Below are 22958 nucleotides of genomic sequence, written 5' to 3'. Positions count from 1 at the left end.
TTGAAAACAGTCCGCTGGACTATTTTCAAATTCACCCTATGCGGAGCTCACGCTGTGGGGGATTTCGCTCCTGCGGGAGCGACAAAGGGGCGCTGCCCCTTTTGAATCCCTGAAAGCCCTTTTGGAAAAGGGCTTTAGCCTAAAACTTGCTTTGTGCGTTTGATAGTTTGTGATTGCTTTTTCTTTATTTTGTTTTTTCAATTTTGATTTTATTACTTAGGAGGGGATAGATTGGATTTTAACAATATTCTTTTGATTTTTCAACAGTTGAGCGGTTGTGATGTTGAGAAGATGAACGATCAGATGCCGCTTATCAAAAATGCTGCGGACAGGCTTACGGCTCTTATTGATGAGGACAAGCTTTTAGCAGGCGGCGGTGATCTTATTGCTCGATGTGAATATGCGGCGGCTTGCTGTGCGGTTTACGATCATGTTTGCGCTTTACAGGCAAGAGAACGGCTCATCTGCACGGCTGACGGCAAGGCTAGTATGTCGGAAGATCTCAGTTCGAGGATAGATGCGGCGCAGCGTTTGAAGATATCTGCTTTAGGCGGTCTTGGGGAGATATTCAAGGACGAGGAATTTTTATTTGAAACTACGGGAGGGGCATAATGGACGAACTTTTTGATGTGATAACGGGGTTACTGGAGAAGTGCGGATTTTCGGCTTTCGGTGAATTTACGGCGGTGGACAGTCTTATCCACAAGGACGAATACATTGGTTTTTACGCTTTGAAGGACTGTCAGCTTGTGGGGACGGCTATGGGGTGTACTTCTAAAAAGCTGTCGGCGGAGCTTGACTGCTGTATGAGCATAAGGCTTATGGGGAAGTCGTGCGATCACGCTGATGTGGAGGAATTTACGGCGAGATGTGATGATCTGTACGGGAAATTCATTGTGGACGGCGGTTTGCTCATACGCAGCATGAAGCTGGGGAAGATATATCTTTCATCTCCGCTGAACAGGCTGACCAGGGAGCTTACGCTGAACGCAAGGATATGTTTGGAGGAAGATGAATGAGGGCGGAATATGCTTTGCCTGCGCACACGCTTGAACGCAATGGGACGGAGGCTGTAAAGATATATTTTGATGAGATATCCTATTCCAAAAAGGGGACAACGGCGGAAACTGCCACGCTGGGGAGCGGGATATTTTCAAGATACGTTGGCTCGCATGAGGGTGAAGTTACTGTGCGGGGGCATTTTTCACCTGAGGACAGGGGATACTTTATGAAATTTATCGAGGGGTTCAATGATGAGGCGGGTGCGCTTATTATTGACGGTGAGGAGATAAAGAAGTCGCCTGTAATGCTAGCCGGGACGGCGGAGATAAAGGCAGGCTGCCGTCTTGGTGAATTTGAATTCAGATTCGGAGGGGATTAAATGGAGATAGATATGAGATGTTATCTTGAGGTACAGCTTTGCGGCGGAGGATCTATAAAAATTTCCGACTGCATAAGTTTCAGCATATCAAAGAGGTTATACTACTGTTTTGCATATGCGACGGGAAAATTTTATATGCCGAAAACGCCCACGTTCAGTGCATTTGACATCAAGAGGATAAGGCTTTATGTAAACAATGTGCTGAGTTTTGACGGGCTGGCGGATTCGGTGGAGATCAAAAGGGAGAAGTCGGGGTGGATAATTGATTTTACGTCACGGAGTTTTACTGTACTGTTGGCGCAGAACGAACCTTATCCGAAGATAAACTCGGACTGTGATCTGAACGGGCTGATAAAGAAAAATCTGAACATATCGGAGATAGTATGCGAGTCGGGGACGCCTGTGGTGGGGTACATTTACGTTAAGGAGAAGTCGAACATATGGGACGCTGTGAGGGCATATTCGCTGAAGGCGACGGGGAATTTTCCGTACATACGCAGGACGAACACGGTATGCGTGACCATGAACGACAGTGTGATGAGGGATTTTTCGGGGGTGAAGCTTATAGAGCAGGGGACAAGGCTAATGACATCTTCCCTTTTATCGGGGGTACACATGGCGGACATAGACGGCGGATACAGCTATGAGAAGTCGGACGAACTTGCGGGGGAATACGGGATAGTGAGAGAGAAGTATGATCCACTTGATATGCAGTGGCTTTACTCCACTGATGAGGGACTTGACGCAAGGATAGGTTATGCGGCAAGGCAGGTAAGGACACGTTTTGTGACTTATGCAGGATACAGGGGCGAGGAGCTTATGGACAAGGTAAGCGGACTGAGTTACATGAATGCGATGAGGATAAACAGCATAAGGATAAGCGGCTCAAAGGGCGGCATATACACGCAGATAGGCTGTTACACGGACAGATACGGACAGAGGGGATAAACATTAACAAAAAAAGAACCGACACAAAGGAGCGTCGGTTCTTTTCGTATATGTGATATTTTTTGATTTTACTGACAAATCTTATCCCTTTACGCTTCCGAGGGCGATACCACGGATAATGAACTTTGAAAGGCAGAGGTAAACAATAACAACAGGGAGGATAGCAAGAACCATATAAAGGCTCATTACGCCGGCGTGTGCTACCTGTGGGTTACCGAGGATCTCGGCTTTCATTGTCTGGAGAACCAGAGGGATCGTTTTCTTCTGCTGGAGGATCATTCTTGGCATGAAGTAGTTGTTCCAGCTTGCTACGAACTGGAAGATACCCTGTACTGCGAAAGCAGGCTTAAGGATAGGAGTTACGATAGAGTTGAATGTTCTGAACTCTCCGCAGCCGTCTATTCTTGCGGCTTCCACGATCTCCAGAGGGAGCGATGAATCCATATATTGCTTCATGAAGAAGAATACTGCAGGAGCTGCGATAGCCGGAACGATGAGAGGAATGAAGGAATCGATAAGACCCCAGCTGATCATCATTCTGTAAAAACCGATTGCAGATGCCTGTGTTGGAACCATCATGATGAGAAGAATGAATGTGAATGCGAATTTCTTGAGCTTGAAGTCATATACGTGGATAGCATATGCTGTCAGAGCTGAGAAGTATACGGAGATAACGCAGCTTACGCCTGAAATGATGAATGAGTTCAGGAATGACTGGAGGATATTTCCGTAACGAGCGGCGGAATCGTCGCTGAAAAGTTTCTTAAAGTTGTTCATCATATTTCCGCTTGGCAGAAAATCGATACCGTTCTGAATCTTACCTCTTGTAGCGTTTATTATCAAAAGGTAGAATGGGAAAAGTGAAATGAAAACTAATAAGATCAATACTACATAGGCAACTATTCTTCTGATGAGAAGAGATGTGCCGCTTGTTTTCTGACCTACTACGTCAGGTGTTCTGCTCATATACTTTTCCCTCCTTTACTTAGATTTTTTCTTTTTCTTCTTGCCGCCAGGCTGCTCATTCATAAAGTGGAATGCAAGCAGGCCGAGGACTGCAGAGATGATGAATATGAGTACGCTGATAGCACCGGTCTGACCGATATTGGAATCCTTACCTGTCTGGATAACCATTACGAGGGTCTTGACTGCGCCTGACGGGTTACCTGAATCTCCTGCGAGGAGCTGAGGTACGTCGTACATCTGGATACCACCGATCATAGATGTGATAAGCACATATGAAAGAAGTGGCTTAATAAGCGGGATAGTGATCTTCCAGAAAGTCTGTGACGCTGTTGCGCCGTCGATCTGTGATGACTCATAGAGTGACGGGTCGATACCCATGATAGATGACATAAGGATAATGGTGGTATTTCCGTACCACATCATAAAGTTGATAAATCCTACGATACTTCTTGCGCCCCAGACGTTGTTAAGGAGCGAAACATCGGTAGATGTGAAGTGATCGAAAACTGTATAGAGTGCGCCGCCCTTTGTGAAGAGGGAGTAGAACAGAAGTGATATTGCTGACGCCATGATAACGTTTGGCAGATAGATAACTGTCTTGAAAAATCCCTGTGCTTTGATCTTCAGTCTGAGGTCGGTGAACCATACGGCGAGGATAAGTGAGATAACTATCTGCGGTATGAAACCGATGAGCCAGATTATTGTTGTGTTTTTGAGAGTTGAGAAGAATTCGCCGCCTTCGCCGAGAACTGCTTTGAAGTTCTCAAGGCCGCAGAATCCGTTGTTGATTATGTTTCCCTCTGGATTAAGAATTGAGATCGAACCTGTATCCTTTTTATAATCAAGGACGCTGTAATAGAAGGTCTGAATCAATGGAGTCAGAGAAAAAACACAGTATGTAATGAAAAACGGGAGCAGGAAGATATAGCCCCATTTTGCATAGCTGATACTTTTCTTTTTCATATTTCCACCTTTTGCAAAGTATGAGTTTAATTGCAATCCTTTCCGACCTGTCTTTTTAGATAAAAATGGGAGGAGGGGAATTTCCCCACCCCCCGATTTATATTTGTTGACAGATCAATGTGTAATCATGCGACTAGCCACAGATTAGTCCATTGTAAGGTTTCCGTAGAGGTTTGTGATCTCTGTCTTGAATGCTGCGAGAGCATCGTCATAAGAAGCTGTGTTGCCGAGGAAGTAGTCCTTCATAGCAGCCTGGAACTTCTCGTTGCAGCCCTGGTCATAAGCAGAAAGCTTGTTGGAGAGGTCGATCTTATCAGCAGCTTCTGTAAGAAGTGCGAGGTGATCCTGTCCGCCGAGGAATGGGTTTGTATAACCGCCGTCGATAAGCTCCTGAATAGCAGCCTTGTTGTTTGTGTAATCCTGCTCGCCCTCTGTGATAGCCTTCATTGTAGCTGTATCGCAAGTCATCTTGAGCATGATATCCTTTGTGATCTCTACGTTATCAGATGTAGCGCATCCGCAGAGCCATGTGCCGCCCCAGAAGTATGACTGAGGACCTTCAGTAGCTCTCCACTCGCCGTAACCGCCGTTACCTACTTCTTCCTTACCGCCGTCATCTACTGCAGTATCAAGTGTGTTTGGAAGAAGTGTGAAAGGAATGCCCCATGTTGAGAAGAAGTAACCGAATACCTTACCGTCGATCTTCTGTCCAGCCTTCCAGTCATCGTCCCAGAGGGAAGTCTTGTTGTTGTAGCCGGCGTCTGTGTATTCCTTAGTCTGGTCAACCCAAGCCTTGATCTGTGGGTCTACTGTGATCTTGCCGTCAGCGTCGACCCATGGTGAAGATACTGTGTTGGAGAAGCATCTGTATGTATCGTCGAAACCTGATACCATGTAGATACCTGCATCCTTCATCTTCTGAGCTGTTTCCTTGAATGCATCCCAGTCCTTAACATATTCCTGAACTTCAGCAGGATCATCTGTGCCGAGGACATCTCTTGCATACTTAGCGTTGTACATGAACAGACCTGGTGTTGCCTGCCATGAAACACCCTTAACGCTTCCGTCAGAAGCTGTCATAACGTCCTTTGTGTACTGATACATATTAGCTGTATCGTCATCTGTAAGTCCGATATCAGCGATGTTCATTGTAGCGTCTGAGTTACAATACTTAAGAGCGTAGTCAGCCTCAACGAGGAACATATCGATCTTCATATCGTCTGTTGTCTGAGTCTTGAGAGCTTCGTCGAGCTTTGTCTGGTAAACGTTACCTTCGTTAGCGTTGATAACCCAGTTAACTTCTACGCCATCCCAAAGATCCTGATCTCTCTGATCCCAGTAGTACTTTTCAAATCTGCTCTTGAACTCGTCGTTCCAGCAGTAGATGTTGTAGACTTTCTTGGAATCCTTGCCGGAAAGGTCAGCTGAACCGCCGTTGTCAGAAGTAGCAGCGTCGCCGCCGGACTTCTTTGAAGATGAATCAGAATCGCTTCCGCAAGCTGTGAGCATTGAACCTGCCATGCAGAGACAAAGAGCGCCGGCAAGCATTTTCTTAAGATTTGTCATAATAATTTTCCTCCTTAATTTGCATTATTTATGATTGTTGTACCGCTGTGCGGCTAATTAATGCCTTATGTTATATCTCTGACTGACGCACCTTTTATTATGCGTCCGTCAACCGTGATGACTTCCGTAAAAGTCGTCTGCGGATTTTCTATCAGCGAGATGAGTTGTTTTGCGGCAGCCTCGCCGATCTTTGCCGTATCCTGAAGATAGGTCGTAAGTTTTGGCGACAGCAGCTGTGAATAAGCTATGCCGTCATATCCCACTACTGAGATATCCTCCGGAACTGAAAGTCCCGAATCCTTGATCGCATTGAAACCGCCCATTGCCGAATAATCGTCCGGCATAAATATACAGGTCGGTCTTTCATCCTTTTCAAGGAGAAGCTTTGTAAGCTCATATGTTTTATCGGGGTTATGATAGTCGCCGGGGATCATCCACTCGGGATTTATCTCAACGCCCTTATTCATACACGCTTTACAGAAACCTGCCTGACGTCTTTCAGCTACTGCTGATCTATTGCCCTGTATATAGGCAATTTTCTTATGACCGAGGTCGGTCACATAATTCACAAGCTCTTCTATGCCTTTTTCGTTATTCGACATGACCGCTGTGCGGCAGTCAAATATATGGTCGATAGTGACAACGGGTATATCGCCGTTGATTATCTCATAGACATCCTGCGAAGTAAAATCAGTACAGGCAATTATCACTCCGTCAACGTTGCGGTATTTGCAGTGTTCGTAGGTAGACATCTTCTGTCTTCCGATATCCTTATTTATAAAGGTTATATCGTAGCCGGAAGACTCAGCCTCGATCTTGAAACTGTTAAGGACTTTTGCGAAGAACTCGTGCGTAAGTCCGCTGCCTGCTTCATCGGAAAACATAACGCCCAGATTATAGGTCCTGTTAGTTTTCAGCGCTCTTGCCTGAGAATTTGGGAAGTAGCCCATTTCCTTGGCGGCTTTTATCAGGCGCTCTCTCGTAGCCTCGCTTACATCCTTATGGCCGTTTAACGCTTTGCTCACCGTGGCAACTGAAACGCCGCAGCGTACGGAAATGTCTTTTAATGAAACCACCGGATATTTCCGCCTTTCTTTTCAAGTTAAACGTTTAAGCCGTTTCCATACCGACTCAAATATTTCAAACGTTTCCGTTAATAAGAATATACAATACTTTATCAAAAAATTCAAGAGTTTTTTCGCAATTTTTTGCCCAATGTAATAATTTATGTAGCAATGAATAAATTTTCAACACTCCTTTTATGCAATTTGACCATATAATTATCACAAATATTACAAAAATATAATGACGGACATAATTTTTCGGAATGGGGGACACGAAAACGGGTGAAAGTTTCTGTGGCGATCTTTATGGTGATGTACAAATCATACATAAAATTTTATTCATTAACTGAATTATATTTTAAACTGCACAAATAAGAAAGCTGAAAAATGCCAGAAAATACAATTAAACGTTTTCGATGGGCGGCAAGTCACTTTGGGATATGAAATGTCGAAAAATGAAACATTCCGTACAATTTTCTGAAATTATTTCGATATACAGAAAAGATTTTATATGTGATGTAATGGTTTACCCTTTATTGTCAAACGTTTTCGCTTTTTCGGGTTTGTGCAAAATCACTATTGGGCGGATATTTGTTGTGGGAGGGCGGAAAACAAGGCTTTGGAGGGGGATATTCGCCGGATACAATATTTATGCCTGTGGGGAGGGGATCATGTAAAACGGCTGTAAAATTTTCTGCGTTTAAGCGGTGAGACGGCGGAAAAGTGGGAGATCTTCGTTGACACTGCGGTGAAAGGGTGATATGATGTAAATAAATTAAACCGAAAAAAATAAGACAAAATAATATATCAAAAAAATGATAAATTGAGAACATGAAAATCGGGGGGATTTAAAATGAGGTACAGCATATTTTTGCCTATGTGCAAGGGCGGATACAAGATAGGTGAGGCTCAGACGGTGGAGCAGGCGCTTTTTGTCCTGCACGAGAGCAATCAGAGGTACAGGGCGAGATGTGTTGTATATGACACGGAGAAGAGGACGACGGATCTGAGGAGGATAATTTCCAGCGCTGTATCGGTCTGTTCAAAGGCGGAGCGCATGGTGTGAAGAGATCGAGTGCATAACTATATCTATATATCTATTACTACGAAGAAACAGCTGTATACCCTCAAGTATGCAGCTGTTTCTTTTGTTATTAAATTAGAGGAGCGGGAAGAGCATGAAGAAGCTGACGAGGTAGCGGCAGCGTGCTTCCCAGATAAGCAGGAAAACTGTTATGCCGATGAACATAAGTTTAAGCACAAAGTTGTCTGCTATGACATCGGTTTTTGAACGGACTTTTGCGGCGAAGGAGCTGAGGACGGAGAAGAGCAGGGTGAAATGGCAGAGGGCGGTTATGATATAGAAGACTTTATTATGAAAGACAGCGGAGTCAAGGTAATAGTCAGCCATATAGCCGCCGTTTTTCCATGTATAGGAGGCTTTATATGCGAGGTGGGCGGCAAAGCCTCCTGCGCCCTGTTCGGATATTTTATCGCTCAGACGGGTGATATCGGCGCTGACTTTATGGTCGTAGCCTTTATAGCTTTTGGTATAGTAGAAGTCATTGACGTTATATCCGCCGTTTCCGTCGGCGCTCATCATTACCCAATGGATAAGGGGGAACTCATAGTCATAAAGCTCGTTTTTGTCGATCTTTAGGACGCTGTTCACGAGGGTGCTGAGGAGCAGGCAGGACAGGCAGAAAACTGCTGCGATGGTGGCGGTGGGGGCAAACTTTTTCACTATGCCTTTTCTGCGGAAGATAAGGTCGAGGAAAATTGCGGGGAGGAGGATAGCGTTGCTGCCTTTTATCTTATATGCTATGGCGGTGAAAATTCCGCAGAGGAGGAGATAGAGGCAGGAGCGGAGGATATAGGATCTTCTGCTTCCTTTATTATTTATACTATTATTAATATTATCTTCTGAGTTATGAGCGTTATATGCGTCGGAGGACTTTCTCCATTTAAGGTAGACATACACTGCGGCGGTAAGCCATGGCATGGATATGGAGTCGGTATAGAATATCTGCGAATAGGTGAAAAGGGGAGTGAACAGCAGTCCTTTTACTGCGCAGGTGAGGGCCTTTTCGGGGGAATAGATAAGCTTGGCGGACTTATACATAAGGATATAGGAGATATCAAGTCCGATGATGTTTACAGCTATGGGGAGGAAGTTCGTTATATTCCCTGTGAGGGCAAACTCTATTTTATAAAGGGCAAGGATAATAAGATAGAGCATATGGTTATTTGGATAGACGGCGAAATAGTGCTGGTGGCGCTGGGGAAGTCCGTCATAGAGGTGGTCTGCGCCGTTACGCAGGACGTTTTCTGCGCCCTGACAGAGATAGGAAAGGTCATTCTTTGGGGTGAAATCTGTAAAGACTGCGACGGCGGTCTGGACGGCGATGAGAAAGAGGGTCATTATCACAAAGGCGGTACGGTATTTCTTTTTATCGCTGCCGAATTTATTGGCGAAATATTTTTCAAGCTTTCCTGTAAGCAGGAAGAGTCCGAAAGCGGCTATGGCGAGCAGCAGGACAAGGCTTACGGAAACAAAGCGGCTTTCGCTTATATGAAAGCTTGCTCCGCCCAGCGCAAGTATTATTATCAGACCGAAAAACAGCGTAAAGCCGCCGTTTATCAGTTTTCCTATGGCATTCATTTTTTGTATCTCCTTTTTTGTTCATATCTTTTTATTCTTTATTTTTAACACGAGTTGTATTATATCATCATTTGCTTAAATTCTTTTATAGGTTTTTCTTAAAAATATCTTAAGCGGTTTTGGTAAATTACGGCTGTGTTTGGGGGCAGAATGTTACATAATGTATATATGATTTGAAAATTTAAAAAATATTTTGTCTGAATAGGACAATTTTCAAGGGTATGGAAGATGAAAGTAAGCAATTTTGACACAGAATGGCAATGGAAAATTAACAAAGTTTTTGCTCATAGTGAAAATTTTATGGGAATTTACTGAAATAATTGACTTTAGGATAAAAGTAGGGTAAAATATATTAAACGGTCTGCACAGGGGGAAATATTGTGGCTTTGTGCAGCATTTATTTTTTATAATTTACATATCAAAATTTCAAGTGAGGTTGGGAGTATGAACAGCACAGAGTACAGAGGCAAGATCAAGAGAGTATTGATAACAAAGGAAGAGATCGACAGCAAGATAGCTGAGGTCGGTGCGGACATAAGCCGTGAATATGAGGGCAAGCCGCTGCTTATCGTAAGCATTCTCAAGGGTGCGTTCGTATTTATGGCGGACCTTTGCAGGGCGGTGGACATACCTTGCGAGATAGGTTTTATGTGCGCTCAGAGCTATTACAACGGCACGTCATCTTCGGGAATAGTAAACATCACTATGGATCTTGCGCAGGACATAAGCAAGTATCACGTTATAATCGCAGAGGACATTATTGACACGGGAAGGACGCTGGCGGACGTTATAAAGCTGCTGAAGGCGAGAAACCCTCTTTCGCTGAAGGTGGTAACGCTGCTGGACAAGCCTGACAGGAGGCTTGTGGATCTGAAGGCTGACCGCTCGCTTTTCACTATACCTGATCTTTTTGTTATCGGATACGGACTTGACTGCGGAGAGATGTACAGAAATCTGCCGTACATAGCTGAATACGATCCTGAGGGACAGGCTGAAAAGTAATTTTATGGAGTTTATCAAGGAGAAAAATACAAGATATGTTTGAAAAGATCTTTAAGCTGAAAGAGAACGGCACTAACGTAAGGACGGAGATAATGGCGGGCATAACAACGTTTATGACCATGGCATACATTCTTGCGGTAAATCCGAGCATACTTTCATCAACGGGAATGGACTCTACGGCGGTACTGCTGGCGACCTGCATAGCATCGGGGATAGGCTGTGCCTGCATGGGATTTATGGCAAATCTGCCTTTTGCGCTTTCGGCGGGAATGGGACTGAACGCATTTTTTGCGTACACGGTAGTAGACAACTACGGATACTCATGGCAGGTAGCACTGCTGGCGGTATTCATAGAGGGAATAGTATTCATAATACTTTCGCTGACGAATGTGCGTGAGGCTATATTCAACGCTATACCTGCGCAGCTGAAAAAGGCTGTATCGGTGGGAATAGGAATATACATTGCGTTCATAGGATTACAGAACTGCGGCATATGCACAAACAGCGACAGGACGCTTGTGGCTATGACTAGCTTTACGGAGAATTTCAACACGGCGGGAATATCCGCTTTACTGGCGGTCATAGGAGTATTTCTGACGGCGATACTTTATATAAAGAATGTAAAGGGCTCAATACTCATAGGCATACTGGGAACATGGGTGCTGGGAATGATATGTCAGCTTATCGGGTTATATGTACCTGACGCTGAGGCAGGATTTTACACGCTTTTCCCGTCAATGCACATGACGGATTTTTCAAAGCTTGGGGAAACTTTCGGACAATGTTTCAAGGCTGATCTTGGCAGTGTGGGAATATTCAATTTTATAGTAGTCATATTCTCGTTCCTGTTCGTAGACCTTTTTGACACGCTGGGGGTACTTATCGGAGTAAGCTCCAAAGCGGGAATGCTTGATGAAGAGGGCAGGCTGCCGAACATAAAGCCTGCGCTGCTTGCAGACGCAGCTGCGACGACGGCGGGAGCTGTACTGGGAACTTCCACCACAACGACATTTGTTGAGTCATCGGCAGGAGTAGCGGCAGGAGGCAGGACAGGACTTTCGACCATATCGACGGGAGTACTTTTCCTTATCTCAATGTTCTTTGCGCCGATATTCACATCTGTACCGTCATTTGCGACGGCGCCTGCGCTTATAATGGTAGGATTTCTTATGATAACCTCGATAACGGACATAAGCTTTGCGGACGAAGATTACACATCTGCGATACCTGCATACTTATGCATAATTTCCATGCCGCTGTTTTACAGCATTTCGGAGGGCATATCCATTGGAGTTATTTCATACGTTGTGATAAATCTTATCTGCGGAAAGTCAAAGGAGATAAAGCCTTTGATGTATGTACTGGCGGTATTGTTCGTGCTGAAGTATATTTTCTTGTGATGTGAGGGGTAAACAGGGATTTTGCGGAGAGAACGTTATGATAAGAGAGTTAAGGAAAACAGATATAAACAGGGTCGCTGATATATGGTTAGACACCAATTTAAAAGCACATTATTTTATTCCTGCTCGATACTGGAAAAGTAATTTTGAATTAGTGAAAGAAATGCTATCGCAGGCAGAAGTTTATGTGTATGAAGATGATAAAGAGATACACGGTTTTATAGGCTTGAGCGGCGAATATATTGAAGGGATCTTTGTTTCTGACGAAAAGCAGTCGCAGGGCATAGGCAAGTTTTTGCTGGATCATGCAAAAGATAGAAAGCCTAAATTACGATTAAACGTATATAAGCAAAACACACGGGCGATATCTTTTTACCAGAGAGAGGGTTTTGAAATTCAGGACGAAGGCTTGGATAATGCTACCGGTGAAAAAGATTATGTGATGACATGGCAACAGAAGTAGAGATACCGTTTTAACAATTAAAAATCAAACATAAAAGAGCCGCTGTGAAAATGCGGCTTTTTTGTGTTTTGGGGGAGTTTGGCGAGTGTTCCTAACCGAGCCGTCCGCTCGAGAACGTGCAAGGGGCAAGCCCTTGCAGGGGAATGAGTGCGGTAGGCAAGTAAGGGGCAGCCCTCTATCGCAGGGCATGCCCCTCTTTGAAAACAGTCCGCTGGACTATTTTCAAATTCACCCTATGCGGAGCTCACGCTGTGGGGGATTTCGCTCCTGCGGGAGCGACAAAGGGGCGCTGCCCCCTTTGAGCCCCTGCAACCCCTTTTGTAAAAGGGGTTGATCCTAAAACTTGCTTTGTGCGTTTGGTGGTTTGTGTGCGAGCGTGAAAAGCCGAGATAAGATTGTGACAAAGTTGGGATAAGAAGTTGGTTTAGCGAAGTTGGGATAAGCGGGCGACCGCAGGTCGCCCCTACGGAAACATTGAGAGGAAATCCACAATAGACCGCATCAAATTGAAAAGTGCCGATACAAGACCTTATCAAAGTGTGTTTCAGTAAAAGACATATCTTGGTTTCTTCCGAGCGCTATGTAAAAGCCCCGACCGCAGACAGCGAGCTTGTCGAGCGTAGCGAACCGAGCCGTCCGCCCGAGGACAGAGGACCGTTGACAAATGATTTTGGGTGTGGTATAATCTTTTTTGTGAGCAGACTGTACGGTAGCGTGAACGTTTTATGTTTATGAGGAAAGTCCGAGCATCACAGAGCAGGATAGCTGATAACGTCAGCCGAGGGCGACCTCCGAGCTAGTGCAGCAGAGATATACCGCCGATTTATTTCGGTAAGGGTGGAAAGGCGAGGTAAGAGCTCACCGGAGCGTCAGTGATGACGCTGCCATGTAAACCTTATCCGATGCAACACCAATGGTGGTCTAACGGTCAATGGCTGCTCGTCAGACCGCAGATCATAGGTGGCTAGAGCCGTGCGGCGACGCACGGAGTAGATAGATTACCGTACTCGACAAAACTCGGCTTACAGGTCTGGTCACAAAAAACGGAACGATGTTTTATTGCATCGTTCCGCTTTTTTTCGGTCATTTTTTATTTTTCACTTTTGGTCTTTTCAGGTTTCGATATCAGACTGATCTTCCATTACTACGGGGCGGTACTCCTCCGTTATAGCGGACTGTCTGACGGATTCCTGCTCGGCGGTTATTTCGCTGAACTGCATTCTCAGTCTTACTGCCTGTTTCATATTGATTATCTCGACTTCTGTATGGCTGCCGCCAGACTCGCCGTCAAGCGTCCATGCTATGCTTTCCTTACTCTTTATAGTGAGCCTAGAGGTCTTGAAGGTGACGAAATTCTTGTTTGTGAGCTTGTTCAGCGCAGCTTCTGTCAGCAGGCTGTTAAGCTCCAGCATATTTTTCGGCGTTTTCACAAGGCAGACTTCAAAGAGTCCGTCGTCAAAGCACACTCCGTCGGCAATAAGCTTTTTCATTCCGCCGATAGAAACGGTGTTGGAGATAAGTCCGAGGATAAAGTTGCCGCTTATGGTTTCGCCGTCATGCTCGACGGTGACTTCCTGTCCTCTTATTTTGCTTATGCGTTTAAGACCTTCGGCGACATAGGCTGCGTGGCCGAAGATGTTTTTATAGTTCTGAGGGGTTTCGTAGGAAACGTCGGTGAATGCGCCGAATCCTGCGACGTAGACGAAATACTCGCCGTTAAAGCAGCCCACGTCATAGTCGAAAAAAGTGCCGTTCATAATAGAGCTTGCGCAGTCGGTGATCTTTTTCGGTATGCTCAGGGACTGGGCAACGTCATTTGTAGAGCCGGCGGGGATATACCCCAGAGGTATTTTTTTATTGAGGGTCATCATAGCCTTTACAGCCTCGGAGAGAGTGCCGTCGCCGCCGCAGCAGCAGATAAGGTCGTACTGACTGCCCTCGGTGACTATTTTATTATAGCCGTCACGGGGTGCTTGGGTAGGGTGGACTACGGTATCGTAGCCGCCTTTTGTGAAGATATCCACAACGTCGCAAAGGTTATTTCTTATCTGACCTTTTCCCGCATAGGGATTGAAAACAAAAAGCAGTTTTTTCATTATAATATCCCCTTTATACATATTCCTATAAGTTTTTATATTCCTTTAGTCCATACACAGATCTTACAATTTACTGCTTTTAATTTTACCATAACGTTTGAAAAAAGTCAATAGAATTTATTGCTTGGTGTACGTTATTGCGGTCGGGGGTCAGCCTTTGCGGAGACCCTGCATAAAGCCGTCGAGGGCGGTACTGCACACGTCGCCGCCGATGAGCTGATCCTCGCAGACGATGAGGTTACAGATGATGCCTTCCTCATTTTCGTGCTTGGGGTAGTTCTTTATTTTATATGTATAGACTTCGGCGGTCTTGCCTTTGAATTTCGTGAGGTCAAAGCCTTGCTCCTTCTGGAGTTTGTTATAATTTTGGTAGACCTCGTTGAAGTCTTCGGGGATAGTGATGACCTTGCACTCGTCGTACTCGTCGGAAACTTCCCAGCCCATTTCGGTGAGGAAATTCTGACGTTTTGTTTCGCTGTTCAGCTCACGGATATCGTTTTTAGATGACAGTCGGCAAGCTGCGATGACAAGCAGCACGGCGCAGATAATGCCTGCGGCGGCAAGAATGGCTGCAAAAATTTTCGGTTTTCTGACCTTGATAGTTTTAATAAACATAATATGTCCTCCTTGTCCTTATAAGGTTTGTACATATATATGTGTAACTTTTTTAATTATGTCTTGCCCTCGGGCGGGTCCTCCCGGACGGGGTAATTCGGGACGCTCGGTAAACTTGCTGTCTGCTGTACGGTCTTTTACTTTTGTGCTCGGAAGAAACCGAGATATGGCTTTTACTTAAACCGACTTTGATAAGATTTTGTATTGGCTCTTTTCAGTTTGATTAGGTCTTATCTCGGCTTTAAAAGTTTGCACACGAACTATAAACACCAAACAAAGCAAAAAGCAATCACAAACTACCAAACGCACAAAGCAAAGCGGTCGATCAGCCCGCCGCTAGAGGGCTGCCCCTTACTTGCCTACCTCGCTCATTCCCCTGCAAGGGCTTGCCCCCTGCACGTCCTCGGGCGGGTCGCTATATTCACCTCGGTGGGGAAAACTAATATATGGCTTTTTGTTAAAAGGTTTTCGGGCGGAGGAACCGGCTTTAATGTAAACTGTTGATTTTTATTAACTGTATCTTGTGCATTATAAACAAAAGATTTGTAGTGAATTAATATGAATTAACGATTTTAAACTTTTTTAAAAGAATTGCTTTGACAATTTTAAAATCTGTGGTAAAATATATATTAGGTAACACCATATTGAGTTTTGAATAATTGAACTTCCTCTATGGGGAAGTTATGAACGAAAGTTAAAACATATGACGAAAGCGTATGATCGGCTTTTTATAAAAGCGGGTGTTTATCATTTTTGAATTATCATGTTTCGTTTGTTCCGTCTGTTCTTATGGCTCAGACTTGACGGACGGAATGTATATTTGAAAGGAGTAATGGGTTTATGTCAAAAATTATTGCAGTTACTTCAGGCAAGGGCGGCACAGGCAAATCTTCTATCAGCGCCTGCCTCGGATATGCGCTTGCAAAGCAGGGTAACAGAACCCTTATAATTGAGCTGGACTTCGGTCTGAGATGTATGGATATCATGCTTGGTATGCAGGGAAATATAACTTACGATCTGGGTGACGTTCTTGAGGGTACTTGTGATGTTTACAAGGCTACCACTACGGTAAAGCTTGCTTCTAACCTCAGCGTACTTTGCGCACCTTCCGATCCGTTCGTACAGCTGAAGGCTGAGGATATCGAAAAGATCACTCAGGAAATGAGAAAGTATTTTGAATACATAATCATTGACACCTCCGCAGGTATCAACGGCTCTGTATTTGACATAGTTACAAATTCTGACCTTATCCTCATCGTTACTACTCCTGACCCTGTTTGTGTAAGAGATGCGCAGATGATGTCGGACGAGTTCTACAAGAGAGGAAATCAGAAGCAGCGTCTTGTTATCAACAAGGCTAACAAGAGAATATTTGAGTTTGACGAGATGGACGATCTGGACGCTATCATCGACACGGTAGGCGTACAGCTGCTGGGCGTTATCCCTGAGGATTCGGCTATACCGCTTGCAACAGGAAAGGGTGCGCCGCTTTCTTCAAGCTCTATGGGATTCCTTGCATTCTCCGCTATTTCCAGAAGGATCAAGGGAGAACATATCCCGCTTTCGATAAAGATGTAAAAAATAACTTAATAATTTTTGATCGGGGGTACTGTCATTGAACATAGCACTTATTGCTCATGATACTAAGAAAGAGCTTATGGTGCAGTTTTGCATCGCATACTGCGGCATACTGAGTAAGCACAGACTTTGCGCTACGGGTACAACAGGAAAAATGGTGGCTGAGGCTACAGGATTATCCATTCAGCGTTATCTCAGCGGTTCACAGGGCGGAGATCAGCAGATCGCTGCTAGGATATCATGCAATGAGATAGATCTGCTGTTATTTTTCAGAGATCCTATTTCGGCTAAGCCGCACGAGCCTAACGAAATGAATCTGCTTAGATTATGCGACGTACACAACATTCCTGTTGCCACAAACATTGCTACGGCGGAAGCGCTCATCCACTCGCTGGAGAGAGGCGATCTTGACTGGAGAGATATTGTAAATCCGACCAGAGTGTAACGGTCACAGGGGTAAATTAGTAAAAGTTCAAAGTGAAAATGCAACAGGCTTTGATGAGGAGAGTAACTGTTTTCGGCTGTTTTCAGCGAGAGCCATACGGTGAGAGGGCTCAGCGGCGATGGCGGTGAAGGACACCTCGGAGCTTCCGCTTGTTCAAGGGCGGACGTACATCTGCGTTAAGGATCTTGAGTGACAGAGGATCTTTTGTTCGGGACGTTTTGTTAATGGGCGTTCGGTTAAAGGGTTGGAAAGTTCCAAGGACTGAGAAACTCCAAGAACGATAAGGTTTCGAGAACTAGGGAATTCTTTGTAATTAGGGTGGTATCACGATTTTTTAGTCGTCCCTTTTATGGGGGCGGCTTTTTTATTTGCGTAAATCAAGCGGCAGGGGCGGTATGATGAAGGTCAGCGAGATCACAAAAGATAATATATCCAATGAGATAGTTGACAGGCTGCTGTTCGAGGGGCTTGAATATGACGGCAGGGCGGCAGATATAATTATCGTTCTTGGCAGCCGTACTGCCTGCAATTATCGAGTGCCTTTGGCGGCGGAGCTTTTTCATAAGGGGAAAGCGCCGAGGCTCATATTCTGCGGCGGAAAGGTACAGATGACCATGCTGGGGGAAATGGCGGAGTACAAGGCTATGCTTATGGCGGCGGAAAAGTGCGGCATTCCCAGAGAGAGGATATATGCGGAAACGAGGTCGCAGACTACTGCGGAAAATCTTATGTTCGCAAGAGAGATAATAGAGAGGGAATATCCCCAATGCGGCAGCGTTATTATTGTGACGACGGCTTATCATATGCGGCGGGCGCAGAAGCTTGGAGAGAAAATTCTCAGGCAGGAGATAATAACCTGTCCTGCCGGCAGGGGCAGCACGCAGAGGGGAAATTGGTACAAGACCGAAAAAGGTCGCATGACAGCTCTTGACGAATGCTTGAAATTCGGTTATTATATTAGAAACGGACTAATTGATGATTTTGAAATTTGATACATGGAGGAATAAAAATGGCATTGATAACTAAAAGACCTAAGGGTACGTTTGATATTGTTCCGTCGGAGGCTTACAGATGGCACACGGTGGAGAAGATAGTTTCTGAAACGGCTGAACAGTATGGTTTCAGAGAGATAAGGATACCGACTTTTGAGGATACGGGACTTTTTGTACGTTCGGTAGGCGAAACTACTGACGTGGTACAGAAGGAGATGTACACTGTTTCGGCAGGAGGAAAGTCAAACTTCACTCTGCGTCCAGAGGGTACGGCAGGCACTATGAGAGCGGTTTTGGAAAACGGAATACTCAACGAGGGATTTCCGCAGAAGGTATACTATATCCTTTCATGTTTCAGACACGAGAACGTTCAGAAGGGCAGACAGAGAGAGTTCCACCAGTTCGGCTGCGAAATGGTAGGAACGGAGTCGCCGAGGGCGGACGCTGAGGTCATCTCGCTGGCGAAGAGCGTACTTGACAGGGCGGGGGTAAGGAACATTGAGCTGAACATCAACTCAATAGGCTGTCCGAAGTGCCGTGCGGAATACCACAAGGCGCTGAAGGAATTTTTCTCGGCGAGAAAGGACGAGCTTTGCCACACCTGCGGAGAAAGACTGGAAAAAAATCCGATGAGGATACTTGACTGCAAGTCGGAGATATGTCAGGAAATAGGAAAGGACGCTCCGCTGATAATAGATTATCTTTGTGACGACTGCAGAGAACACTTTGAGCAGCTGCAGAAAAATCTTCAGGTCATGGGGATAGAATACAAGATAAATCCGAAGATAGTAAGAGGTCTGGACTACTACACAAGGACGGTATTTGAGTTCGTGACGACGGATATCGGCGCACAGGGAACTGTATGCGGCGGAGGAAGATATGACGGACTTATCGAGCAGCTGGGCGGTCCGAAAACTCCTGCACTTGGTTTCGCCATGGGTCTGGAAAGACTTATCATCACGATGAAAAATCAGGGCTGCGATTTTATGGAGGAAAAGACCTGCGATCTGTACATCGCTTCGATGGGTGAGGCTGCTGCGGCAAAGGCGATGGCGCTCACCATGCAGCTGAGGGACGAAGGATTTTTCGTTGAATACGATCTGGTGGAGAGAGGCATCAAGCCGCAGATGAAATATGCGGACAAGATCGGCGCAAAGTTCGTTATGGTACTGGGCGACAACGAGATCGAAACGGGTGACGCAAGGTTGAAGAATATGGCTGACGGAAGTCAGACGGACATAAAGCTTGACGACAGCTTTACAGACAATTTCTCAAACGCTCTTGTGGCAGAGATGTTCAAGGGACTTGATGATGAGATGGTAAGTCTGTTCAGCGGAAAGGAGTAAGATCATGAGATGTGAACAGTGTTCAATGGTGCCTGTTACGGATATACACACACCGCAGGAATATATACTCTGCGTAGGCTCTATGGCGAGAATGGTGCTTTCGGGGGACGCTGAGATAGTTTATCAGAACTGCCCCATAGATCAGCTTATGGACAAGGACAACAAGTGGGTGAAGGAGAAGTTCTTCCACCAGTTCAGATGCACGAAATGCGGCACGATCTACGGTATGCTTTTCAACACGAAGGTGGGCGGTCAGATAAAGATAAACGACAAGGTATTTGATCCGTCGCAGTATCCTGACGTTGAGAAAAAGGCGGATAATGGAGATATTGGAGAGAAAAAATAATGTTTGTTATTTTTCCGAAAAAGTATGAGTTCGACACAAGGCTCACTCCTAAAAAGGTCATGCGCAGGATAGAGGGCGATCTGCAGGAATACAAGCCGACCATAAACATTCTTTCCACCGCAAGGTTCATGAAGATGCACAGGCAGGAGAGCGTTTATTACGGCAGGCATGACGCAGACAGCTTTGAAGTATATTTTCACAGAATGAAAAGACGTGACGGAGGTTCTACGGGATTTTACGGCAGGGTATCAAAGACGGAGAGCGGCGCACACATAAAGGGCTGGTTCAGAAAGCCTGTATATGCGTATGTTATCGCTGTGCTGTGGGTACTCATATGTCTTTTCTGCGCTGTGGGAACGTATGCGGCAGGTTCTCAGAAGGGAGCGTATATTTTCCTCGGCATAGGTGCGGCAGGATTTCTGCTTATGCTGTGCGACGGGAACGAAAAGTACATCAGGGCATATCTTGATGAATTTCCTGAGCCGGAGATACGTGATCGGGGCGTGGAAGAGATAAGGGACGCTGAGGTCACGGACTGTGGGGACGATACAAAATAATGTTTATTATGAAAAGCCTGACGTGGAAAATGCTTGGTCAAGGCTTGAAAGGAAGGTCAAATAAATGAAACTCGACACAATGAAAGGTATGCGCAGGACGCATTACTGCGGAGAAGTACCCGAAACGGAGCAGGAGGTCGTTGTATGCGGCTTTGCTGACAGGGTAAGAGATATGGGAAACCTTATATTCATCAATCTGCGTGACAGGACAGGTCTTGTTCAGCTTGCGTTCAATGATGAAACTGACAGAGCGGTATTTGAGAAGGCTCAGCTGGTAAAGAGCGAATATGTTCTTATGGCAAAGGGTATGGTACGCCCCAGAGAGAGCGTGAACAACAAGCTGAAAACAGGTAAGATAGAGGTTGCGGTAAGCGAGCTGAGAATACTTTCAAAGGCGGAAACTACTCCTTTTGAGGTAACAAATTCTGACAAGGTAAATGATGAGCTAAAGCTGAAATACCGTTATCTTGATCTGAGAAATCCTAAGCTTCAGAAGAATATAATCACAAGACACAAGATCGCAAAGACGGCGAGGGATTATTTCTACGAGAACGGTTTTCTGGAGATAGAGACACCTATGATGATGAAGTCAACTCCTGAGGGAGCGAGAGATTATCTTGTTCCGTCGAGAGTGCATAAGGGAAAGTTCTACGCTCTTCCGCAGTCGCCGCAGATATACAAGCAGCTGCTTATGATATCGGGTTATGACAGATATGTTCAGCTGGCAAGATGTTTCAGAGATGAAGATCTGAGAGCGGACAGACAGCCTGAGTTCACACAGATCGACCTTGAAATGTCATTTGTTGACGTTGATGATCTGCTTGAAATGGGCGAAGGTCTTGTACACAGACTTTTCAAGGACGTACTGGGTGTTGATATCCCGCTGCCGCTGCCGAGAATGACTTTTGCGGACGCTATGAACAGATACGGTTCGGACAAGCCTGACACACGTTTCGGCATGGAGATACAGGACATCACAGAAACGGTAAAGGACATTGATTTCGTTGTATTCAAGTCTGCTATCGAGAACGGCGGTTCTGTTCGTGCAATAGTTGCAAAGGGCGGCGCACAGACATACACAAGAAAAGAGATAGACAAGCTGACCGAACACGCAAAGGGTATCGGTGCGAAAGGTCTTGCATACATTCGCTGGGCAGACGAGCCGAACTGCTCATTCAAGAAGTTCTTAGGCGAGGGAGATCTGGAGAAGATAACAGCTGCTCTTGGTGCGGAAAAGGGAGATCTTGTACTTATCTGCGCAGACAGGAACAAGATAGTGCTGAACGTACTGGGTGCGCTCAGACTTATCTGCGGAAAGCGTCTTGGAATGATACAGGAGGGTTACAACTTCCTTTGGATAACAGAGATGCCGTTCTTTGAGAAGGACGATGAAACAGGCGAATGGCTTGCGGCTCATCACCCGTTCACTATGCCTATGGAAGAGTGCATAGAGTATCTTGACAGCGCACCTGAAAAGGTAAGGGCGAAGGCATTCGACCTTGTACTCAACGGCACGGAGCTTTCATCGGGTTCAATGAGAATAACAGATTATGAGCTTCAGCAGAAGATGTTCGAGTCGCTTGGAATGAGCGATGAGGAGATAGAGGCTAAGTTCGGATTCCTTGTGGACGCATACAGATATGCTGCGCCTCCTCACGGCGGAATGGGAATAGGACTGGACAGAATTTCCATGATAATGTGCGGAGCGGAGTCGCTGAGAGATGTAGTAGCGTTCCCGAAGGTACAGAACGCAAGCGAACTTATGAGCGAGTGTCCGTCTGTTGTAGACGAGAAGCAGCTTGATGAGCTGTCCATTGCCATAAAGGACGTTAAGGAAAACTGATAGGATAATATGTGCGGCACTTCGGGGGAAACTTTGGAGTCCGCACATTTTTTTTGCGTTGTAAATTTTGGTGAAAAAGGGTGACAGTTATGGGAAAAATAGAGATAAGGGACGCAGCAGTGGGGGACGCAGGACGTTTTCTGGAGATATATGCGCCTTATGTGGAAAAGACGGCGATAACCTTTGAATATGATGTACCGTCGGTGGAGGAATTCAGCGGACGGATAGAGGGGACTTTGAGGGAATACCCATACATTGCGGCGGAATATGACGGCAGGGTAGTGGGGTACGCATACGGCGGACGTTTTCACCCTAGGGCGGCATACTCGCACTGTGCGGAGATGAGCATTTACATAGAAGATGGTATGCATGGTTTAGGCATAGGAAAGGCATTATACTGCGAATTGGAGAGGCGTTTGGCGCAGCAGGGGATAACGAATTTTTACGCCTGCATAGCATACCCGGTGGAAGAGGACGAATATCTGACGTTGGGCAGTGTACATTTTCACGAGAAGATGGGGTACAGCATATGCGGCAGGTTTCACAAATGCGGAGTGAAGTTCGGGAAGGTATATGATATGGTTTGGATGGAGAAGCTGGCTGGGGGAGAGGATATGGGATAGGCGGATAGTTTGAGCGGGGGTGGTGATAGCAGGTAATTGGGGATAGCGATAGGTTTTAGCAAAGTGGGTTTCAGTGAAAGCGGGCGACCGCAGGTAATTTGA

At 45.6% G+C, this 22958-nt stretch carries 23 protein-coding genes, 1 other RNA gene and 1 other annotated feature; of the genes, 17 read left to right on the top strand and 7 right to left on the bottom strand.

The genetic code is table 11. From position 1 onward, the window contains the following. Window positions 1-231 precede the first annotated feature (231 nt). From Q0E19_RS07105 to Q0E19_RS07090, 4 genes are read left to right on the top strand one after another with little or no spacing between them, the layout of a single operon-like run. Entirely contained in the window at window positions 232-612 is a 381-nt protein-coding gene (locus Q0E19_RS07105; RefSeq protein WP_294408468.1) for a hypothetical protein, read from the top strand. After that, a complete protein-coding gene (locus tag Q0E19_RS07100) occupies window positions 612-1019 on the top strand; it encodes a hypothetical protein (protein ID WP_294408467.1) in 408 nt (135 codons plus the stop codon). The genes Q0E19_RS07105 and Q0E19_RS07100 overlap by 1 nt, the downstream gene beginning before the upstream one ends. Beyond that, window positions 1016-1381, top strand: a complete 366-nt coding sequence (locus Q0E19_RS07095; RefSeq protein ID WP_294408465.1) for a hypothetical protein — start codon at window positions 1016-1018, stop codon at window positions 1379-1381. The genes Q0E19_RS07100 and Q0E19_RS07095 overlap by 4 nt, the downstream gene beginning before the upstream one ends. Continuing rightward, window positions 1382-2329, top strand: coding sequence for a hypothetical protein (locus Q0E19_RS07090; protein ID WP_294408463.1), 948 nt, complete (start codon window positions 1382-1384; stop codon window positions 2327-2329). It abuts the gene before it with no gap. Between the two features lie 81 nt (window positions 2330-2410). On the opposite strand, the gene Q0E19_RS07085 is transcribed toward Q0E19_RS07090, so the two are convergent. The 4 genes from Q0E19_RS07085 to Q0E19_RS07070 all read right to left on the bottom strand — a co-directional run bounded on the left by Q0E19_RS07085 (window position 2411) and on the right by Q0E19_RS07070 (window position 6900). Then, entirely contained in the window at window positions 2411-3295 is an 885-nt protein-coding gene (locus Q0E19_RS07085; RefSeq protein ID WP_294408461.1) for a carbohydrate ABC transporter permease, read from the bottom strand. A 15-nt stretch (window positions 3296-3310) separates the two neighbouring features. Continuing rightward, the gene (locus tag Q0E19_RS07080; protein WP_294408460.1) at window positions 3311-4258 is read right to left on the bottom strand and encodes a sugar ABC transporter permease; all 948 of its coding nucleotides are present in this window, start codon (window positions 4256-4258) and stop codon (window positions 3311-3313) included. Between the two features lie 144 nt (window positions 4259-4402). After that, window positions 4403-5824 carry a carbohydrate ABC transporter substrate-binding protein gene (locus tag Q0E19_RS07075; RefSeq protein WP_294408459.1) on the bottom strand — a complete coding sequence of 474 codons (1422 nt, stop codon included), beginning with the start codon at window positions 5822-5824 and terminating at the stop codon, window positions 4403-4405. 65 nt (window positions 5825-5889) lie between these two features. Then, window positions 5890-6900 carry a LacI family DNA-binding transcriptional regulator gene (locus Q0E19_RS07070; RefSeq protein WP_294408457.1) on the bottom strand — a complete coding sequence of 337 codons (1011 nt, stop codon included), beginning with the start codon at window positions 6898-6900 and terminating at the stop codon, window positions 5890-5892. A gap of 841 nt (window positions 6901-7741) precedes the next feature. Here Q0E19_RS07070 and Q0E19_RS07065 point away from each other — a divergent pair. Then, entirely contained in the window at window positions 7742-7954 is a 213-nt protein-coding gene (locus Q0E19_RS07065; RefSeq protein ID WP_294408456.1) for a hypothetical protein, read from the top strand. Between the two features lie 93 nt (window positions 7955-8047). On the opposite strand, the gene Q0E19_RS07060 is transcribed toward Q0E19_RS07065, so the two are convergent. Beyond that, window positions 8048-9550 (bottom strand): hypothetical protein, encoded by a 1503-nt coding sequence (locus Q0E19_RS07060; RefSeq protein ID WP_294408454.1) that lies wholly within the window; start codon window positions 9548-9550, stop codon window positions 8048-8050. Window positions 9551-9994: 444 nt separating this feature from the next. Between Q0E19_RS07060 and hpt the strand changes: the two genes are divergently transcribed. The 4 genes from hpt to rnpB all read left to right on the top strand — a co-directional run bounded on the left by hpt (window position 9995) and on the right by rnpB (window position 13456). Continuing rightward, on the top strand, window positions 9995-10552 hold the full coding sequence (gene hpt, locus Q0E19_RS07055; RefSeq protein ID WP_294408453.1) for a hypoxanthine phosphoribosyltransferase: 558 nt from the start codon (window positions 9995-9997) through the stop codon (window positions 10550-10552). A 35-nt stretch (window positions 10553-10587) separates the two neighbouring features. Next, window positions 10588-11952, top strand: a complete 1365-nt coding sequence (locus Q0E19_RS07050; RefSeq protein WP_294408452.1) for an NCS2 family permease — start codon at window positions 10588-10590, stop codon at window positions 11950-11952. A 37-nt stretch (window positions 11953-11989) separates the two neighbouring features. Continuing rightward, window positions 11990-12415: an N-acetyltransferase gene (locus Q0E19_RS07045; protein ID WP_294408450.1), complete on the top strand. Its 426-nt coding sequence runs from the start codon at window positions 11990-11992 to the stop codon at window positions 12413-12415. 694 nt (window positions 12416-13109) lie between these two features. Continuing rightward, an RNA gene (rnpB, locus tag Q0E19_RS07040) (RNase P RNA component class A) lies at window positions 13110-13456 on the top strand. Between the two features lie 71 nt (window positions 13457-13527). On the opposite strand, the gene Q0E19_RS07035 is transcribed toward rnpB, so the two are convergent. After that, window positions 13528-14511 carry a YegS/Rv2252/BmrU family lipid kinase gene (locus Q0E19_RS07035; RefSeq protein ID WP_294408448.1) on the bottom strand — a complete coding sequence of 328 codons (984 nt, stop codon included), beginning with the start codon at window positions 14509-14511 and terminating at the stop codon, window positions 13528-13530. 150 nt (window positions 14512-14661) lie between these two features. Continuing rightward, window positions 14662-15126 carry a DUF4830 domain-containing protein gene (locus tag Q0E19_RS07030; RefSeq protein WP_294408447.1) on the bottom strand — a complete coding sequence of 155 codons (465 nt, stop codon included), beginning with the start codon at window positions 15124-15126 and terminating at the stop codon, window positions 14662-14664. An 840-nt stretch (window positions 15127-15966) separates the two neighbouring features. Between Q0E19_RS07030 and Q0E19_RS07025 the strand changes: the two genes are divergently transcribed. From Q0E19_RS07025 to Q0E19_RS06990, 8 genes are all read left to right on the top strand, one after another. Then, window positions 15967-16704, top strand: coding sequence for a P-loop NTPase (locus Q0E19_RS07025; protein WP_294408445.1), 738 nt, complete (start codon window positions 15967-15969; stop codon window positions 16702-16704). 37 nt (window positions 16705-16741) lie between these two features. Then, on the top strand, window positions 16742-17149 hold the full coding sequence (gene mgsA / locus Q0E19_RS07020) for a methylglyoxal synthase (protein WP_294408443.1): 408 nt from the start codon (window positions 16742-16744) through the stop codon (window positions 17147-17149). A gap of 41 nt (window positions 17150-17190) precedes the next feature. Next, window positions 17191-17498, top strand: a binding site (T-box leader). A gap of 19 nt (window positions 17499-17517) precedes the next feature. Continuing rightward, window positions 17518-18141: a YdcF family protein gene (locus tag Q0E19_RS07015; protein WP_294408442.1), complete on the top strand. Its 624-nt coding sequence runs from the start codon at window positions 17518-17520 to the stop codon at window positions 18139-18141. A gap of 17 nt (window positions 18142-18158) precedes the next feature. Then, window positions 18159-19487 carry a histidine--tRNA ligase gene (hisS, locus tag Q0E19_RS07010; RefSeq protein ID WP_294408440.1) on the top strand — a complete coding sequence of 443 codons (1329 nt, stop codon included), beginning with the start codon at window positions 18159-18161 and terminating at the stop codon, window positions 19485-19487. A 4-nt stretch (window positions 19488-19491) separates the two neighbouring features. After that, entirely contained in the window at window positions 19492-19833 is a 342-nt protein-coding gene (locus tag Q0E19_RS07005) for a hypothetical protein (RefSeq protein WP_294408438.1), read from the top strand. Next, window positions 19833-20390 (top strand): hypothetical protein, encoded by a 558-nt coding sequence (locus Q0E19_RS07000; protein WP_294408436.1) that lies wholly within the window; start codon window positions 19833-19835, stop codon window positions 20388-20390. The genes Q0E19_RS07005 and Q0E19_RS07000 overlap by 1 nt, the downstream gene beginning before the upstream one ends. Window positions 20391-20469: 79 nt before the next feature. Continuing rightward, window positions 20470-22233: an aspartate--tRNA ligase gene (gene aspS, locus Q0E19_RS06995; RefSeq protein ID WP_294408539.1), complete on the top strand. Its 1764-nt coding sequence runs from the start codon at window positions 20470-20472 to the stop codon at window positions 22231-22233. A gap of 89 nt (window positions 22234-22322) precedes the next feature. Continuing rightward, on the top strand, window positions 22323-22856 hold the full coding sequence (locus Q0E19_RS06990; protein WP_294408435.1) for a GNAT family N-acetyltransferase: 534 nt from the start codon (window positions 22323-22325) through the stop codon (window positions 22854-22856). Window positions 22857-22958 lie beyond the last annotated feature (102 nt).

Origin of the sequence: uncultured Ruminococcus sp., assembly GCF_934476685.1 — a bacterium.
Taxonomy (GTDB): Bacteria; Bacillota; Clostridia; order Oscillospirales; family Ruminococcaceae; genus Hominimerdicola.
Note: the sequence above shows the minus strand (reverse complement) of the source record. Positions and strands in the feature narration are given on the sequence as shown.

Excerpts from the sequence above, each read along its gene's own strand:
- Q0E19_RS07090 (WP_294408463.1), top strand. The coding sequence starts at position 1,382 with ATGGAGATAGATATGAGATGTTATCTTGAGGTACAGCTTTGCGGCGGA.
- Q0E19_RS07035 (WP_294408448.1), bottom strand. The coding sequence starts at position 14,511 with ATGAAAAAACTGCTTTTTGTTTTCAATCCCTATGCGGGAAAAGGTCAG.
- Q0E19_RS07075 (WP_294408459.1), bottom strand. The coding sequence starts at position 5,824 with ATGACAAATCTTAAGAAAATGCTTGCCGGCGCTCTTTGTCTCTGCATG.
- Q0E19_RS07005 (WP_294408438.1), top strand. The coding sequence starts at position 19,492 with ATGAGATGTGAACAGTGTTCAATGGTGCCTGTTACGGATATACACACA.
- Q0E19_RS07095 (WP_294408465.1), top strand. The coding sequence starts at position 1,016 with ATGAGGGCGGAATATGCTTTGCCTGCGCACACGCTTGAACGCAATGGG.
- Q0E19_RS07030 (WP_294408447.1), bottom strand. The coding sequence starts at position 15,126 with ATGTTTATTAAAACTATCAAGGTCAGAAAACCGAAAATTTTTGCAGCC.
- Q0E19_RS07065 (WP_294408456.1), top strand. The coding sequence starts at position 7,742 with ATGAGGTACAGCATATTTTTGCCTATGTGCAAGGGCGGATACAAGATA.
- Q0E19_RS07080 (WP_294408460.1), bottom strand. The coding sequence starts at position 4,258 with ATGAAAAAGAAAAGTATCAGCTATGCAAAATGGGGCTATATCTTCCTG.
- Q0E19_RS07050 (WP_294408452.1), top strand. The coding sequence starts at position 10,588 with ATGTTTGAAAAGATCTTTAAGCTGAAAGAGAACGGCACTAACGTAAGG.
- Q0E19_RS06990 (WP_294408435.1), top strand. The coding sequence starts at position 22,323 with ATGGGAAAAATAGAGATAAGGGACGCAGCAGTGGGGGACGCAGGACGT.
- aspS (WP_294408539.1), top strand. The coding sequence starts at position 20,470 with ATGAAAGGTATGCGCAGGACGCATTACTGCGGAGAAGTACCCGAAACG.
- Q0E19_RS07045 (WP_294408450.1), top strand. The coding sequence starts at position 11,990 with ATGATAAGAGAGTTAAGGAAAACAGATATAAACAGGGTCGCTGATATA.
- Q0E19_RS07100 (WP_294408467.1), top strand. The coding sequence starts at position 612 with ATGGACGAACTTTTTGATGTGATAACGGGGTTACTGGAGAAGTGCGGA.
- hisS (WP_294408440.1), top strand. The coding sequence starts at position 18,159 with ATGGCATTGATAACTAAAAGACCTAAGGGTACGTTTGATATTGTTCCG.
- hpt (WP_294408453.1), top strand. The coding sequence starts at position 9,995 with ATGAACAGCACAGAGTACAGAGGCAAGATCAAGAGAGTATTGATAACA.
- Q0E19_RS07060 (WP_294408454.1), bottom strand. The coding sequence starts at position 9,550 with ATGAATGCCATAGGAAAACTGATAAACGGCGGCTTTACGCTGTTTTTC.
- Q0E19_RS07085 (WP_294408461.1), bottom strand. The coding sequence starts at position 3,295 with ATGAGCAGAACACCTGACGTAGTAGGTCAGAAAACAAGCGGCACATCT.
- Q0E19_RS07000 (WP_294408436.1), top strand. The coding sequence starts at position 19,833 with ATGTTTGTTATTTTTCCGAAAAAGTATGAGTTCGACACAAGGCTCACT.
- Q0E19_RS07025 (WP_294408445.1), top strand. The coding sequence starts at position 15,967 with ATGTCAAAAATTATTGCAGTTACTTCAGGCAAGGGCGGCACAGGCAAA.